The organism is Pseudomonas sp. FR229a (assembly GCF_030209115.1).
Taxonomy (GTDB): domain Bacteria; phylum Pseudomonadota; class Gammaproteobacteria; order Pseudomonadales; family Pseudomonadaceae; genus Aquipseudomonas; species Aquipseudomonas moraviensis_A.
On the sequence record NZ_JARVSP010000012.1, the window covers coordinates 157,281 to 172,869 of the forward strand.

The 15,589-nt window shown below is 60.1% G+C and carries 11 protein-coding genes; 5 read left to right on the top strand and 6 right to left on the bottom strand.

Going from position 1 to position 15,589, the window contains the following annotated elements:
* Positions 1-4,824, bottom strand: a complete 4,824-nt coding sequence (locus QRN33_RS11265; protein ID WP_285408601.1) for an NEL-type E3 ubiquitin ligase domain-containing protein — start codon at positions 4,822-4,824, stop codon at positions 1-3.
* Positions 4,825-5,187: 363 nt separating this feature from the next.
* Here QRN33_RS11265 and QRN33_RS11270 point away from each other — a divergent pair, with 363 nt between their 5' ends.
* The 4 genes from QRN33_RS11270 (at position 5,188) to QRN33_RS11285 (ending at position 10,465) form a co-directional block, all read left to right on the top strand.
* Positions 5,188-6,960 carry an N-acetylglutaminylglutamine amidotransferase gene (locus QRN33_RS11270; protein ID WP_285408603.1) on the top strand — a complete coding sequence of 591 codons (1,773 nt, stop codon included), beginning with the start codon at positions 5,188-5,190 and terminating at the stop codon, positions 6,958-6,960.
* Between the two features lie 3 nt (positions 6,961-6,963).
* Complete coding sequence (gene ngg / locus QRN33_RS11275) at positions 6,964-8,712, top strand: N-acetylglutaminylglutamine synthetase (protein WP_159245565.1); 1,749 nt, start codon at positions 6,964-6,966, stop codon at positions 8,710-8,712.
* Between the two features lie 164 nt (positions 8,713-8,876).
* Positions 8,877-10,067, top strand: coding sequence for an osmoprotectant NAGGN system M42 family peptidase (locus tag QRN33_RS11280; RefSeq protein ID WP_024013890.1), 1,191 nt, complete (start codon positions 8,877-8,879; stop codon positions 10,065-10,067).
* 170 nt (positions 10,068-10,237) lie between these two features.
* The gene (locus QRN33_RS11285; RefSeq protein WP_003172962.1) at positions 10,238-10,465 is read left to right on the top strand and encodes a YheU family protein; all 228 of its coding nucleotides are present in this window, start codon (positions 10,238-10,240) and stop codon (positions 10,463-10,465) included.
* 5 nt (positions 10,466-10,470) lie between these two features.
* Here the strand turns inward: QRN33_RS11285 and csrA are convergent, their stop codons facing one another.
* The 3 genes from csrA to QRN33_RS11300 all read right to left on the bottom strand — a co-directional run bounded on the left by csrA (position 10,471) and on the right by QRN33_RS11300 (position 12,002).
* Positions 10,471-10,656, bottom strand: coding sequence for a carbon storage regulator CsrA (gene csrA / locus QRN33_RS11290; RefSeq protein WP_024013891.1), 186 nt, complete (start codon positions 10,654-10,656; stop codon positions 10,471-10,473).
* Between the two features lie 133 nt (positions 10,657-10,789).
* The gene (locus tag QRN33_RS11295; protein WP_042607961.1) at positions 10,790-11,122 is read right to left on the bottom strand and encodes a YnfA family protein; all 333 of its coding nucleotides are present in this window, start codon (positions 11,120-11,122) and stop codon (positions 10,790-10,792) included.
* Positions 11,123-11,186: 64 nt separating this feature from the next.
* Positions 11,187-12,002: an SDR family oxidoreductase gene (locus QRN33_RS11300; RefSeq protein ID WP_281923300.1), complete on the bottom strand. Its 816-nt coding sequence runs from the start codon at positions 12,000-12,002 to the stop codon at positions 11,187-11,189.
* Positions 12,003-12,333: 331 nt separating this feature from the next.
* On the opposite strand from QRN33_RS11300, the gene QRN33_RS11305 reads away from it, so the two are divergent.
* Positions 12,334-12,486 (top strand): DUF3309 family protein, encoded by a 153-nt coding sequence (locus QRN33_RS11305; protein WP_003183939.1) that lies wholly within the window; start codon positions 12,334-12,336, stop codon positions 12,484-12,486.
* A gap of 72 nt (positions 12,487-12,558) precedes the next feature.
* On the opposite strand, the gene QRN33_RS11310 is transcribed toward QRN33_RS11305, so the two are convergent.
* Both QRN33_RS11310 and QRN33_RS11315 read right to left on the bottom strand, forming a co-directional pair.
* Positions 12,559-14,652, bottom strand: a complete 2,094-nt coding sequence (locus QRN33_RS11310; protein WP_065616846.1) for an LTA synthase family protein — start codon at positions 14,650-14,652, stop codon at positions 12,559-12,561.
* Positions 14,653-14,966: 314 nt separating this feature from the next.
* The gene (locus QRN33_RS11315; RefSeq protein WP_285408609.1) at positions 14,967-15,572 is read right to left on the bottom strand and encodes an START domain-containing protein; all 606 of its coding nucleotides are present in this window, start codon (positions 15,570-15,572) and stop codon (positions 14,967-14,969) included.
* Between the last annotated feature and the right edge of the window lie 17 nt (positions 15,573-15,589).

The window sequence follows — 15,589 nt, forward strand, 5'->3', positions numbered from 1 at the left end:
TCACGTATCGGGCATCGCGCAGAGGCCGAGGTCCATCAAGCGGATCGATTCTTCGGTCAGGCGCTTGATCACGGCCTCTTGCGCCTGTTCCTTCTCAAGTTTGAGGGCATCCGCCTGACTCACATAGTCGGCACTGAGCAGTGTGTCCGCCTGCTCATCCAGCGCGCTCATTCGCGGGGCGAACGATTCATCGATCAGCGAAAATTTGCGTGTAAACGTACGCTTCAGGTAGTCGCGCCAGAATGTTTGCGCCTGGATGAATTTCAGCCACTGAGGCGAGAGTTCGGCGGTCGTGATGCGGTTTTTTGCGGTTTCCAGATCCGTTGCAGTGACGCCGCTCTGCGCATTGAACAGCATGCTTTGCGGCTGGCCGGGCAGCTCCAGCGCTTTGGCCAGCCCGACGCGATACGCCAGATTGACCTCCAACGGATCCGACTTCACAGCCTTGACGGCATGTTCGCGGGCAATCGCGTTCAACCGATCCAGCCGGAACAGGCCGCGCCCCAGATTGAGCAGCGGTTTGGCCGTGACTCTGCCGCCTGCCCCCTTGGTGACCTGATCAACTTCAACGGCGACTTCCAGGTGACTGAAATTGAGCGCCGCGCTGTCAATGCAGTTGATCGGGTTGGCGGCCAGATCGAGCAACTGATCGCACAGAGCACCGTCAGCCTCCGCCGCCTTCAACACTCTCCAGACCCGTCGCTGCATGTCTGCGCTGCCCTTGGTGGCGTCGGCCGTGTCGCCCAGTTGCGCAAGTAAATGAAACAGGCCTTCGGCGCGGGTATCGTCACGAAATGCCGCCCAGATTCGCGCCTGCTCGGCCGAGTCCGCAGCGGACGTTCTGGTCAACCATAACGATCGCGCGGTTTGCTCGTTGAGGCGGGGAATGTCATCGGCGGAATAGCCCATTCCGATACCGAAATTTTCGCGATAGTCATCCAGATGCGTTTTGCTTGTTTCGTTGAAGGGATTCAGCCCCAGGTCGAGCACGCCGGTGAATCGTCGATTTTTTTCAAACAGCCAGTCGGGCAGTTCCCTGATCTGGTTTTTGCTCAGATCCATCCATTCAATGTGCGCAGCATTGTTGAGGCCTTCGGGCAATTCCGTGATGCCTGTCTCGCGCAGCGTCAATCGACGCAGGTCGGTCATCTGACTGACATCAGGGGTAGCGCCCAACGGATTGCTGTCCAGATTCAGATACCGCACCGCCCGCAGCCGATTCAGTTTCGCCAGTGTCTGCTCGGTCAACTTCAGCTTATTGCCCGGCAGACTCAACCGTTTGAGCCTGGGCATATACGAGAGCACTTCAGGGAGCCGGGTGATTTTATTGTTGTCCAGTTCCAGCGACTCGAGCTGTTTGAAGGATTTGAGGAAGTACACGATATCGTCATCCTGCTCCATGTTTCTCATCGACAGGTGCTGGATATGGGCAAAGCTCAAACCCGTTGGCAGGGTCGGCAGTTTACCGACCCGCATGCCGTCCAGATTGAGGGCGCAGACCCGGTCGCCCTGCTCATCATTGATCCAATTGAATCGACGAAAGCCCTCCTCGATCAGCTCAGCGGCCATTTTGCGGCTGTGTCGCGCCTCTGCCCGATCACCGCCCATGGCCGCCAGGGCAACGCCATCCTCACTCCAGGTAAACAGCGCATCGCGCAGGGTTTTCACGTCCTCGCGCAAGGCTTTGACCCGGGTTGCGCGGCTCAGCGAATCGTCGCCCAGTTCATCGAGCAATTGGCCGGCCTGGGTGTCGTCCAGGCGTGGAAACAGTTTGCGCACTTTGCGCAGCAGCTTGCGGGAATGAGCTGTCGCGGGGACCTGATCGCCTTGCACACAGGCCGGCTCGACAGCCGACGGTTCAATGCTGTCGCCGAGCAATTTCCGCGCAGTGACCTCGCGTTCGTCGAGGGCAACATTGAGCAGCTTTTTGCGTAACTGTTGCGTACTGACCTGTCCGGCGTCGGCAAATCCGAGCGCTGCCCGCTGACGTGACGGCAGCGCCTTGAGGATGGCCATGTATAACGCGCCGGGGCCGGATTTCACCTTGCCCAGGGATTTCCTGTCGCCGCCAAAGGCTTCATAGCCCTCAGTGGACTTCACCAGATAGCCGGTATTGTCGGAGGTCGCCGACGCATCGCCGACCTCTTCGAGCAACGGTCCGGTCAAGGCCTTGTCGCGTACCTGCAGACGCAGTTGAGTGTCCCATCCGCTGAGGCGCGGCAGCAATTTCACGGCCAGCTTGTCTGTGTCGGCATTGGCCAGTCGCGACCAGTGCAACCCGCTCAGCGCCCGGTCAAGCCGCACCTCGGCCACACCGGCCCGAACCCGCTGCCCCAGGCGCAATGGCACGCGCCCGGTCGAACGCAGGTGCAGGCGCTCGACACTCGGAGCGCGGTCAATCAGCCTTTGGCCAAGGCGCGCCGGAATGTCGGCGAAGACCTTGCGCAATTTGTCCAGATCCTGCGCGTCACTGTGGTCGTAGCGCTTGTACATCCGCTCGAACGCCGCGCGGTAATCCGCCTTGAGCGCAGCAGCCAGTTTTTTCGCCAGCGCAGAAGCCTGGGTGGTTTTCGCGACTTGGCCGCCGAGCATGGCCTCGACTTCATGCGGGTAAAGGCCATCGATCACGGTTTGCAGCAAGCGTCCGAGTGCCAACTGGCCTTGAGTGACCGGCACTTCCAGGGTTTCGTCGAGCGTGCTGTTGGCAGGATAAGTGGTGTCGACGTCACCTTCATGACCGGCGACCTTGATGTAGCGGTCAGTCGGCCAGCCCGGCAGTTGCGTCAAGGCATGCATCTGTTCCTCGACAGGTTGCCCGGAGTGAAACTCGCCATTGGCCAGCTCCGTCGTCAGCTCCCGCAGCTGCCGCCCGATGCGCACGCGCTCGACGGTATCGCGCAGGCGTACCGGCAACTTCAGATTGTCATTGAACGTGTCGAGCAGCGCCTGCTGCGAGGTGTCGCTCAGCCGGCGCAGCATGTCCAGATCACTGTCGGCAAACTCGCTCAACTGCGGATCGATGCGCTTGAGCGTGTAGGCGGAACTGCCCCATTCTTCGGGCTCCTCGGCAGGGAGCCGCCAGCCGCCCTCGACGTGGCGGATCAGTTCGGGGGCATAGGCTTGTGCGCGGCCGGCGTGTTCCAGGCGCCAGCGCTGGGTGTCGGTATCAAAGTTGCCGGCCAACAGGCGGTGCTCGAGGCGGCCGATGGTCTTGCTGCCAATCTGGTAGAACTCCTTGGAGCCGGCATCGATGGTGAATCCGGCCGGCAGAGAATGCTCGTACGGGCTCAAATCAGCCTTCCACAGGCGTGGCTTGCCGGCCTGACCGAGAATGGCGGTGAACTGCGCGAAGAACTGCGGATGCGCGCGCAGCAGCTTTGTGCCCAGGGTGCCCAGCGCTTTCTGACCGCCGGCAAAGACGCCCATCAATGCGACGTTCTCGACCACACTGAGCAGATGTGACAGCGCTTGTTGATGATCACCGCGACGCCAGTCCTCGAGGCCTTCATACACTTCACCGAGCAATTGCCCGACCGCGACGCCCATCATCAATTGCCCCAGGACCGGCACGAACAGCCCGGCCACCGACGCCACGCTCACCCCGCGCTGAACGAAATCCAACAGACGTTTCTGCCGCGCCGCTTCATCGATATCAGCCGTCGGCACCGCCAGTTTGCGCGCGTCGATCTGCAGCTTGCCGACATGGCTCTGCACCATGAAATCGAAGAGCGGCACGTTGATCGGCCACTGTTCGACCAACCCCAGATCAGGTTTTTCGGCAAGCGATTTGAAGAAGTCGGCCTTGTCATCTTCATCGAGGCTGCCGGCGAAATACCGCTGATATTCGGTGCTCTTGAGTTGTTGCGCGAGGTAGCGCTTGAACGCGTTGAAACTCGGATATTCATACACCGCTCGCTCGGGCTCGCCGGGCATGTACACCATGCATCCGTCCTCAGGGTGTTGCTGCACGGAGCGTTTGGAAAACACGACCACGCCCCACACGCAACTGTCGAGAATTTTGATGCCCTGCATGATCATCGGGTCTTTGCCGTAGCGCAGGTTTTGCGCCGACGCCACGCCCTCGGCCACCATCAGATCCTGCAGCATGCGCAGGCCTGCCGTAGTGATATCGCCCTTGAGCGCGGCCAGATGGGCGTCCAGTTCCAGCAGCGATTGCTTCAATGCGGCGATATCGCGGGTCATGGCACTGGTCGCGACGACTTTGCCGCTGTCATCACGCAGACCGAACACTTGCTGCAGATGCTCCTGGTACTTCTTGCCCAGATCCAGCTTGCGGCAAAACGCTGCGAACGCTGCCGGCGTCAGATCTTTCACGCCAGCGGGCGCACTTTTGATGCGCACCAGACTGCCGGCGGGGAAACCGTCGGCCAGTTCCTCGTCTTCGGTGAAATTCTGCATGGCTGCTTGCAACAGGGTCTGGGTTGCGTGTCTGACCAGGTCGATACCGGCCTGATCCGTCGCCGTCGCATCGCAGCCGCAATCGACGCCCGGCAGACTGAGCACATCCTCGCCTGCGTCATAGACCGCTGGCCATTTCGCGCTCAGCGCCGCGTCGAGTTCGCTGATGCAGAAGCTGTGCAAAGGTTTGAGCCGGGTCAATTGCTTATCGACCTTGAGTTGCAGGGTGTGCAGCTCACGATTGATTTCGTCCAGCTTGACCAGCGTGGCCGTGGACGCCTTGAGCAAATACGCCGGCAAGCGTTTTTCCAGGACTTCAGCGGTGTCGAGGTCGCCTGTAGCGTCGTACAGGGTGCTCAGGACCGAGGCCTGAATCGGTGGATTTGTCTTGTCTTGGGTGGGCATGGCAATAGTCCTTTATTGCGATTTGAACCCTCGACCCTAGCGGTGCCGGACGGCCAATAACAGTCCAAATTCCTGGGCCGAATCCGCGCAGATCAACCGTGTTTTTGTATGGAAAAAATAGCCCTGCACCACCCGCGCGGAACGTCGACGCCCAGCGGGGGCTTATGCACAAAAAGTGTAAAGGCACGCATGCAAATCCGGCGCTCGATCCGCGCTGATAGCGTGACGACAGGAGGCAGCGCGGCCGACTTATAACTTATCGATCTAAAACTCCACATACCGAGACAGGTCAGTTTCTGAGTACCCGCACTTTCCGCGTGGTACGGCTTGACCTTCCCCAACGGAAAAACCGGTAAGGACTTTATGTGCGGATTAGCTGGCGAGTTACGTTTTGATCAACAACCTGCAGACCTTGCAGCGATCGAGAGAATCACCCATCACCTGGCCCCTCGCGGCCCTGACGCGTGGGGCTTCCATGCCCAAGGGCCGATTGCCCTGGGCCATCGACGCCTGAAAATCATGGACCTGTCGGACGGCTCGGCGCAGCCGATGATCGACAGCCAGTTGGGCCTGTCCGTGGCCTTCAACGGCGCGATCTACAACTTCCCGGAATTGCGCGAAGAGCTCGAAGCGCTGGGTTATGCCTTCTATTCCGGTGGCGACACCGAAGTGCTGCTCAAGGGTTATCACGCCTGGGGCGAGGCGCTGCTGCCGAAACTCAACGGCATGTTCGCCTTTGCCATTTGGGAGCGCGATGCCCAGCGCCTGTTCATCGCTCGTGACCGTCTCGGCGTGAAGCCGTTGTACCTGTCGCGCACCGGCCAGCGCTTGCGCTTTGCCTCGGCACTGCCAGCCCTGCTCAAGGGCGGCGATATCAACCCGATCCTCGATCCGGTGGCGCTCAACCACTACCTGAATTTCCACGCAGTCGTGCCTGCGCCGCGCACATTGCTGGCCGGCATCGAAAAACTGCCGCCGGCCACCTGGATGCGCGTTGAAGCCGATGGCCGCACCGAACAGAAGACCTGGTGGACCCTGCCCTACGGCCCGCATGAGGACGAGAAAAACCTCAACCTCGAAGACTGGGTCGATCGCGTTCTCGACAGCACCCGCGAAGCGGTGGCAATTCGTCAGCGTGCGGCGGTTGATGTCGGTGTGTTGCTCTCGGGCGGTGTCGATTCGAGCATGCTCGTCGGCCTGTTGCGCGAAGTCGGTGTAGAGAATCTCTCGACCTTCTCCATCGGGTTTCAGGACGCCGGCGGCGAACGCGGCGACGAATTCCAGTACTCGGACCTGATCGCCAAGCACTACGGCACCCGCCACCACCAATTGCGCATCGACGAGAAAGAAATCATCGAGCAACTGCCCGCCGCGTTCCGCGCGATGAGCGAGCCGATGGTCAGCCACGACTGCATTGCCTTCTACCTGTTGTCCCGGGAAGTGGCCAAGCACTGCAAAGTGGTGCAGAGCGGTCAGGGTGCCGACGAGTTATTTGCCGGCTATCACTGGTATCCGCAAGTCGACGGCGCGGCCGATCCTTACGCGGCTTACCGCGATGCGTTTTTCGACCGCAGCTATGACGACTATGCCGCAACCGTGCAGCCGAAATGGCTGGTCGATCACGACGCAGCAGGCGACTTCGTCAAAGAGCATTTTGCCCAGCCTGGCGCTGATGCCGCGGTGGACAAAGCCTTGCGTCTGGACAGCACGGTGATGCTGGTCGATGACCCGGTCAAACGCGTCGACAACATGACCATGGCCTGGGGCCTGGAAGCGCGCACACCGTTCCTCGACTATCGACTGGTCGAACTGTCGGCCCGCGTGCCCGGCAAATTCAAGCTCCCCGATGGCGGCAAACAAGTGCTCAAGGAAGCCGCGCGTCGGGTCATTCCAAGCGAAGTGATCGACCGCAAGAAAGGCTATTTCCCGGTGCCGGGCCTCAAGCATTTGCAGGGCGACACGCTCAATTGGGTGCGCGAACTGCTGCTGGATCCGAGCCAGGATCGCGGCCTGTTCAACCCGACCATGCTCGACAAGCTTTTGACTGATCCACAAGGCCAGCTGACCCCGTTGCGCGGTTCGAAATTGTGGCAACTGGCGGCCCTGAACCTGTGGCTCAGTGAACAAGGAATCTGATTGATGAAACCCCATGCCACGTCCATCAACCAACGTCTGTTGCGTGGTCAGGCCCCTTCGTATGAACGTTTGCAGGCGCGCTTGGCCGAAGACGGCAGCGAACCTGCCACCGCCCCGATTGCCGTGCATTGCGGTTGGGGCAGGCTGCTGATCGGTCACACCTTTCCCGACCCGGCGTCACTGGCGCAGGAACTGCTCAACGAGCAGCCCGGCGAGCGCGACATCGCCCTGTACGTCGCCGCACCGCAGCAGATTCTCGGCCTCGAGCCGACTCAGCTGTTTCTCGATCCATCCGACACCCTGCGCCTGTGGTTCAGCGATTATCGTCAGGCGACACGGGTGTTTCGCGGCTTCCGCATTCGTCGTGCGCAGAGCGAAACCGACTGGCAGGGCATCAACCGTTTGTATCAGGCGCGCGGCATGTTGCCGATCGATCCGGAGCTGCTGACCCCGCATCATCAGGGCGGCCCGGTGTACTGGCTGGCGGAAGACGAGGACAGCGGCGCGGTGATCGGCAGTGTCATGGGTCTCAATCATGAAAAAGCCTTCAACGACCCGGAACACGGCAGCAGCCTTTGGTGCCTGGCGGTCGATCCGCATTGCTCGCGTCCGGGCGTCGGTGAAGTGCTGGTGCGGCACCTGGTCGAGCACTTCATGAGCCGCGGCCTGGCTTATCTCGACCTCTCGGTACTGCATGACAACCGTCAGGCGAAAAGCCTTTACGCCAAACTGGGCTTCCGCAACCTGCCGACCTTCGCCATCAAGCGCAAGAACGGTATCAACCAGCCGCTGTTTCTCGGTCCGGGGCCGGAGGCGAATTTCAATCCTTACGCACGGATCATTGTCGAAGAAGCGCATCGGCGCGGTATCGATGTGCAAGTGGATGACGCCGACGCCGGGCTGTTTACCCTCAGCCATGGCGGCCGCCGCGTGCGCTGCCGCGAGTCGCTGAGTGACCTGACCAGCGCGATCAGCATGACCCTGTGCCAAGACAAAAGTCTGACCCATAAAGTGCTGAAGGCCGCAGGCCTGAAACTGCCGGCCCAGCAATTGGCGGGGAATGCCGACGATAATCTGGCCTTTCTCGATGAACACCAACGGGTGGTGGTAAAGCCTCTCGACGGCGAACAGGGCCACGGCGTGGCTGTGGATCTGCGCACCATTGAAGAAGTGCAGAAGGCCATCGAAACCGCCAAGCAGTTCGACAGTCGCGTGCTGCTGGAAAGCTTCCACGAAGGCCTTGATCTACGGATTGTGGTGATCGGTTTCGAAGTGGTTGCGGCAGCGATACGCCGTCCGGCGGAAGTGGTTGGCGATGGTCAGCATTCGATCGGTGCGCTGATCGAAGCGCAAAGCCGCCGCCGGCAAGCGGCCACCAGTGGCGAAAGCAAGATTCCGCTGGACCACGAAACCCAACGCACGCTGCACGCTGCCGGTTATGACTACAGCAGCATTCTGCCGGCCGGCGAGCATCTGTTCGTGCGGCGCACGGCCAATCTGCACACCGGCGGGACGCTGGAAGACGTGACGGCGATTCTTCATCCGACCCTGGTGGACGCGGCGGTGCGTGCGGCGCGAGCGCTGGACATTCCGATGGTCGGCCTCGATCTCATGGTGCCGGCGGCGGATCAGCCCGAGTACGTTTTCATCGAAGCCAACGAACGTGCCGGCCTGGCCAACCATGAACCGCAGCCGACGGCGGAGCGCTTTGTCGATCTGTTGTTTCCGCACAGTCAGCCGGCTGCCTCTTGAACCTTCATTGTTCCGGCTGACGCCTTCGCGAGCAGGCTCGCTCCCACATTTGGAATGCGTTTCCCCGTGGGAGCGAGCCTGCTCGCGAAGAGGCCCGAACGTCATCACAAATTTCTCTCATCGAAACCATCGGTGTGCTCAACCCATCAGGAGTTTCCATGACCATGACCACACAAATCCCTGAACCGGATCTGGCTTACCTACAAAAAGTCCTGCTGGAAATGCTCGCCATTCCCAGTCCCACCGGCTTCACCGACACGATCGTGCGCTACGTTGCCGAACGTCTTGAAGAGCTGGGCATTCCGTTCGAAATGACCCGGCGCGGCACCATTCGCGCGACGTTGAAAGGCAAAAAGAGCAGCCCTGACCGCGCCGTGTCTGCGCACCTGGACACCATCGGTGCCGCCGTCCGTGCGGTGAAAGACAACGGTCGCCTGACCCTCGCCCCGGTCGGTTGCTGGTCGAGCCGCTTTGCCGAGGGCAGCCGGGTCAGCCTGTTTACCGACACTGGTGTGATTCGCGGCAGCGTGCTGCCGCTAATGGCTTCCGGGCATGCGTTCAATACTCAGGTCGATGAAATGCCGATCAGTTGGGATCACGTCGAACTGCGTCTGGATGCCTACTGCACGACCAAGGCCGATTGCGAATCCCTGGGCATTCATGTCGGTGACGTGGTGGCGTTCGACCCGCTGCCGGAGTTCACCGAAAGCGGCCATATCAGCGCGCGCCACCTCGACGACAAGGCCGGCGTTGCCGCACTGCTCGCCGCACTGAAGGCGATTGTCGACAGCGGCCAGGAACTGAACATCGATTGTCATCCGCTGTTCACCATCACCGAGGAAACCGGCAGCGGCGCGGCGGCGGCATTGCCATGGGACGTCAGCGAATTTGTCGGCATCGACATTGCGCCGGTCGCGCCGGGCCAGCATTCCAGCGAACATGCAGTGAGCGTGGCGATGCAGGATTCCGGTGGCCCGTATGACTATCACTTGTCACGGCATCTGTTGCGTCTGGCCGATGAACACGAACTGCCGGTGCGCCGCGACATGTTCCGCTATTACTTCAGCGATGCGCACTCGGCGGTCACCGCCGGCCACGACATCCGCACCGCCCTGCTCGCTTTCGGCTGCGACGCCACGCATGGTTACGAACGCACGCACATCGACAGCCTGGCGGCGCTCAGTCGTTTGCTCGGCGCGTACATTCTGAGCCCGCCGGTCTTCGCCAGCGATGCGGCGCCGGCCAATGCCTCCCTGGACCGCTTCAGCCACCAGATCGAGCATGACACGCAGATGGAAAGCGAGACCCGCGTGCCGCCGGTGGACAGTCTGGTTGGGCAGCGTTCCGACAGTTAAGACTGGTTGCCTGAAACATCGCTATCGCGAGCAGGCTCACTCCTACATTGGGAATGCGTTCCCCTGTAAGAGTGAGCCTGCTCGCGATGGCGCCGGTCGAGGCACTACAAAAACTGGCAGGTAAAACCCAATCCCCGTAGCATCCCGACATTGATTTGACCGAGGTGCCCATGCTCATTCCCCACGACGCGCTTGAAGTCGACACTCTCACCCGCCTGATCGAGGATTTCGTCACCCGCGATGGTACCGACAACGGCGATGACACCCCGCTGGAAACCCGCGTACTGCGCGTGCGCCAGGCATTGACCAAAGGTCAGGCGCTGATCGTGTTCGACCCGGAAAGCGAACAGTGCCAGTTGATGCTCAAGCACGACGTACCCAAGCATCTGTTCGACTGAAACCGTCAGCCAGCCTTCGCTGCGGCCTCCTTGCGCTTGATCCGGTCATAGACCTCGGCGCGGTGCACATGGACTTTCTTCGGCGCCTCGACGCCGAAGCGCACGCTGGAGCCATTCACCGACAGAACACGCAGGGTGATGTCGTCACCGATTGAAATCAACTCACCGACCACACGGCTGAGTACAAGCATGGGATTCATCCTTCAGGACTGGCAAACCCTGAAGATGCGCGGCTTACAGCGGCTCCACAATGCATGACGAGCAAATCAGTCTTGCCCTACAGCCTCCCACGCCCGCAGCCGTCAGACGCTTCGCACAAAGGAATCAGGCGGCGGAAAAGCGCGGCCCCAACAGAATCACACTCGCACCGACCACGCACAGCGCCATGCCGATCCAGTCCGAGCCCAGCGGGCGCACCCGTTCGACGACCGCGAGCCAGCCGATCGAAGCGACGATGTAGATCCCGCCATACGCGGCATAGGCGCGCCCGGCGTAGGCCGCTTCAACACGGGTGAGCAACAGTGCGAACAGGGTCAGGCTGAGTAGCGCGGGAATCACCCACAACGCACTTTTGCCCTGGCGCAGCCACAAATAGAAAGCAAAACAGCCGGCGATCTCAAACAGCGCCGCCAGGAAGAACCACAGGTAATTGAGCATGGAATGCGTCTCGACAGGGTGACCATGGCGGCCACCCTAACCACGCGGCGGGCAACGAACAAGATCACGCGTTGTTTTGTCGGGCCTTGGCGCGCATTTTCTCCGCCATCGAAGTCATCTCGTTGTAGAGCAGTTGCGGATTTTTCTGTTTCAGCGCCCAGGCCATGCGCCCTTGTTCGTGGGGCAGGATCATGAACTCGCCGGCGGCGACTTGCTGATAAATGTATTCCGCAATATCGGCCGCACTGATCGGCGAACTTTCCAGCAACTTGCCGACCTGCGCTTTCATTGCCGGGGTCGGGCCGCGGAAGGAATCGAGCAAGTTGGTCTGGAAGAACGATGGGCAGACCACGTGCACCGCCACTTCCTGCTGCGCCAGTTCGATCAGCAGACTTTCCGACAATGCCACCACACCCGCCTTGGCGACGTTGTAGTTGCTCATCGCCGGACCTTGCATCAGCGCGGCCATGGAAGCGATGTTGATGATCTTGCCCTTGCTCTGTTCCAGCAGCGGCAGGAACGCCTTGCAGCCTTTGACCACGCCCATCAGGTTGATCGCGATCTGCCAGTCCCAGTCTTCCAGGGACAGTTCGCTGAAGAACCCACCCGAGGCGACTCCGGCATTGTTGACGATGATGTCGATGCCGCCGAACTTCTCTTCACAGGCTTGGGCGAACGCGGTGAGCTGGCTGTAATCACGCACATCGCAGCGCTGGATGAAACCGTCGCCGCCCGCCTCGCGCACCAGTTTGAGGGTCTCCTGCAGGCCGGATTCACTGACATCGGACAAGGCCAGCCGCCAGCCTTCACGGGCCCAGCGCAGCGCGATTTCGCGACCCAGGCCGGAGCCTGCACCAGTGATCATCATGCGATTTTGCATAGCGGACAGCCTTGTTGTTCCGGGAGAGATGCGCCGAGTGTAGCGAAGGAACTGCGTCGGCCCACGCTCCATCCAGTTGCTGAATGGAGGATCAAAAGATTGCAGCCCCCGCCAACTTCGCCATCCAATCCTGTAGGAGCTGACGATTGCAACGAGGCTGAGTTTTTTTCGCTGGAAAGGAAATAACAGAGCAATCCAAATACATTAAAAAAACATTGAATTTTTTTTCATTCGCGCAAGTCCGAACATGTAAGCCGGCTGGAATTTAGTTGCTATCCAGCTGCCCACTGAGCGTCAAGACTCTTCCAGACTCTGAACAAGGAAATCACCCATGGGCACAATTCTAATCATCATCCTGATCCTGTTGCTGATCGGTGGTCTGCCGGTCTTCCCGCACTCCAGAAGTTGGGGTTATGGCCCGTCGGGCATTATCGGCGTGGTGTTGGTCGTGCTGCTGGTGCTGTTGTTACTCGGCAAGATATGACGATTTGAAGCTGTAAAAAAAGAGGCCCTTTTTCAAGGGCCTCTTTTTTATTGCGTGGACTTCAACGAGTCATCAATCCGGCTTGCCGTGAATCACACCGGCGGTGTTATCGAGCAGGCTTTTGGTCGCGGTTTGCAGGAACGCCTCGAGTTTGAGTTTGAGTTCGGCAGTACGCGGCGCATTTGGCACAACTTCGGCGTGCGGAGTGGCACCGAGCTGGTATTGCCAGATTTTCGGGCCCATGTCCTTGTCGCGCGGCAGCACCAGAATCTGGTCAGCGGTGACGATGGCGGTGGTCTGCTCGCTGCCCGATGGCTTGATCACACCGAAACCGGTGTCGCCCTCCGGCAGGTTGAGCAGGTCACGGCCCCAGCACTGGTGACGCACTTCACCACCGAGACGGCCCATGATGGTCGGCACGATGTCGATCTGCGTGCCCACGGTGTGGTCACGGGCACCGAACTTCTGCTGAATGCCCGGGGCGATCATCAGCATCGGCACGTTGAAGCGGCCCAGATCCATTTCAGTGATCTGGCGCTCGTTGCCGAAGCCGTGGTCGCCGACGATGACGAACAGGGTTTCGTTGAAGTACTTCTCTTTGCGCGCCTTCTCGAAGAACTGGCCGAGCGCCCAGTCGGAGTAACGCATGGCGGTCAGGTGTTCGTTGAGGCTGCCACGGTCAGTCACGCGCTCGACCGGCAACGGTGTCGGCAAGGCGTACGGCGTGTGGTTGGACAGGGTTTGCAGCAGGGCGTAGAACGGCTTGCCGTTTTCCCGCGCCTTGAGCTCCTGCAGGCCACGATCGAACATGTCCTGGTCGGACACGCCCCAGGTCGGATCGGAGAACACCGGATTGACGAAGTCGTTACGGCCAACGAAGTTGGTCATGCCCTGGTTGCTGAAGAATCCCGACTGGTTGTCCCAGGCGAAGTCGCCGTTGTAGACGTACACGTCGTCGTAGTCGCGGGCACTGAGCACCTGCGGCAGGCCGGACAGCTTGTGGCTGCCTTCCGGGGTCTGCATCAGGTATTCGAAGCCGGGCAGGTTCGGGAAGCAGGCCATGGTCGCAAACATGCCCTGGTGGGTGTGCGTACCGTTGGAGAAGAAACGGTCGAACAGCAGGCCTTCCTTGGACAGCTTGTCCAGGTAAGGCGTGATGTTACCCGGAGCACCCAGGGCGCCAACCGAGTGACCGGCCATGCTTTCCATCAGGATCACGACAACATTCTTGATCGGCAGGGTCTTGTCGGCTGGCGGCATGTAATCGCGGCGCACGGCGGCAATATCGGCGTCGACCAGTTTGTCGTCAGGCATCAGCAGCATGTCACGCACGATTTTCTGCGCCTGTTCCTGCGGCAGCGTGGCTTTCCAGATGTTGTCGCGATCTTCGCCCATGCGCGACTTGGCGGCCTCGATCAGCGACAGCGTGGCGTTGAGACCGAGCTGGTTGGCGAAGTTGGAATCAGTGGTGTACACGTCACCCCAGCGCATTGGCGGGCCTTGACGCAGGGTGCCACGGGCGGCAACCACGCAGATCAGCAGGCAGACCACAAACACCGCCAGGCGGGTGTACCACGGCGCAACCTGACGGGAGCTGACGCTGCCGCCGCTGAACGGCCCGCGCGGGCGGGTGGCGCGGTCGGCGCCTTTGAATGCCAGGGTAAGAATGACCGTGCCGATGACCCACGCCAGCAGGTAGCGCACCACCGGGAAACCGTACCAGAGCATGCTCATCACGGTTTTCGGATCTTCTCTCACGTATTGGAACACCAGACCGTTGAGGCGCTGGTGAAACTCGCGGTAGAAGTCCATCTCCATCAGGCCGAGGAACAGCGCGATGCTCGAAGCGATGGTCAGCCACAGGCGAAAGAAGCCGCGCGCGGCCATGGCCCGGGCGCTGAACAGCGCCAGCACCAGCGGAATGCACAGGTACACCACAAGGCGCAGGTCGAAACGCAGACCGTTGACGAACGCTTCGAGGAAGGTCGCGGCCGGGGTGTCGAGGATCATCTCGCGGTTGTAGACCAGCAGCGCCAGGCGCAGCGCGGAAAACATGACCATCATGACCAGTGCGCACAGCAGCGTGTAGGCCAGATGCGATTTGACGGTCGGTTGCAGCAGGCGAGCAGAAGATCGCTGCTGATTCAGGGCGTCCGGGTTTGCCATGTCGTTTTAGGACCCATTGGAAGTTGAAGTTGCAAAAATACAGCGGCGCCAGGCCCTCTATTGGTCATTCCAGACCCCGGGGCGTGCGCGGTGCGCAAATGTTGCACGATCGTTCACACCATTGCCATTGATTACTGCCCTGCTCTTCGAGACTTTCATTCAAAGGGCTGACAGCGCTGTAGCAGGCAACAAGTGCGGGCGAATTGTCTTGAAGGCTTTGTGAAAATTTCGTGCAACGCATATCTGGAAATACAATTTAGAGACAAAACAAAACGCCCCGAACCGGTCGGGGCGTTTTGCTTAGAGCGCGAAGATTATTTCTCGGCGCGTTCTTTCAGCGCTTTCAGCGTATTGAATGGCGCATCGACGACGAACTTGTTGGCAACCATCGCCGGTACGCTGCCACCTGGCTCGGTGTGTACTTGATAGGTCACTTCGACCTGATCGCCTTTAGGCACGAACTTCCAGAAGCCTTTGACTTGCTGAACCCGTACGAAGCCTTTTTCTTCCGGCAGATAGGTCGGAACGCCTTCAAGATTCCGCGTCAGGCTGCCATCGGCACCTTCAACAGTGGTGATCTTCAACACCGAATCACGCGGGGTCACCGGCCATGGTGTATTGAATTGCGAATAGGTCCAGCTCAGATCGCCTTCATGCTTGAGCAGTTTCTGGCTCTTGCACTCGTGAATCCAGGCGCAGGCGCCGGAGACGTCTTCCTGCAAGGCGCGCAGTTTGGCGATGGTGGTCTTCATCAGCGCGACGCCCTGATAGGACTTGTAGTCCGAACCGGGTATTTCACTCAGGGAAACCTTGATACCGTCTTCGTTCTTGGCGACTTTCCAGTCTTCCGCCTGGGCGAACGAAGTAGCAAGTACGGCAGTCAGACCACACAACACAGCGATACGATGCAGCGAACCCATAGTGTTATTCCTTATTG

Excerpts from the sequence above, each read along its gene's own strand:
- QRN33_RS11265 (WP_285408601.1), bottom strand. The coding sequence starts at position 4,824 with ATGCCCACCCAAGACAAGACAAATCCACCGATTCAGGCCTCGGTCCTG.
- QRN33_RS11270 (WP_285408603.1), top strand. The coding sequence starts at position 5,188 with ATGTGCGGATTAGCTGGCGAGTTACGTTTTGATCAACAACCTGCAGAC.
- ngg (WP_159245565.1), top strand. The coding sequence starts at position 6,964 with ATGAAACCCCATGCCACGTCCATCAACCAACGTCTGTTGCGTGGTCAG.
- QRN33_RS11280 (WP_024013890.1), top strand. The coding sequence starts at position 8,877 with ATGACCACACAAATCCCTGAACCGGATCTGGCTTACCTACAAAAAGTC.
- QRN33_RS11285 (WP_003172962.1), top strand. The coding sequence starts at position 10,238 with ATGCTCATTCCCCACGACGCGCTTGAAGTCGACACTCTCACCCGCCTG.
- csrA (WP_024013891.1), bottom strand. The coding sequence starts at position 10,656 with ATGCTTGTACTCAGCCGTGTGGTCGGTGAGTTGATTTCAATCGGTGAC.
- QRN33_RS11295 (WP_042607961.1), bottom strand. The coding sequence starts at position 11,122 with ATGCTCAATTACCTGTGGTTCTTCCTGGCGGCGCTGTTTGAGATCGCC.
- QRN33_RS11300 (WP_281923300.1), bottom strand. The coding sequence starts at position 12,002 with ATGCAAAATCGCATGATGATCACTGGTGCAGGCTCCGGCCTGGGTCGC.
- QRN33_RS11305 (WP_003183939.1), top strand. The coding sequence starts at position 12,334 with ATGGGCACAATTCTAATCATCATCCTGATCCTGTTGCTGATCGGTGGT.
- QRN33_RS11310 (WP_065616846.1), bottom strand. The coding sequence starts at position 14,652 with ATGGCAAACCCGGACGCCCTGAATCAGCAGCGATCTTCTGCTCGCCTG.
- QRN33_RS11315 (WP_285408609.1), bottom strand. The coding sequence starts at position 15,572 with ATGGGTTCGCTGCATCGTATCGCTGTGTTGTGTGGTCTGACTGCCGTA.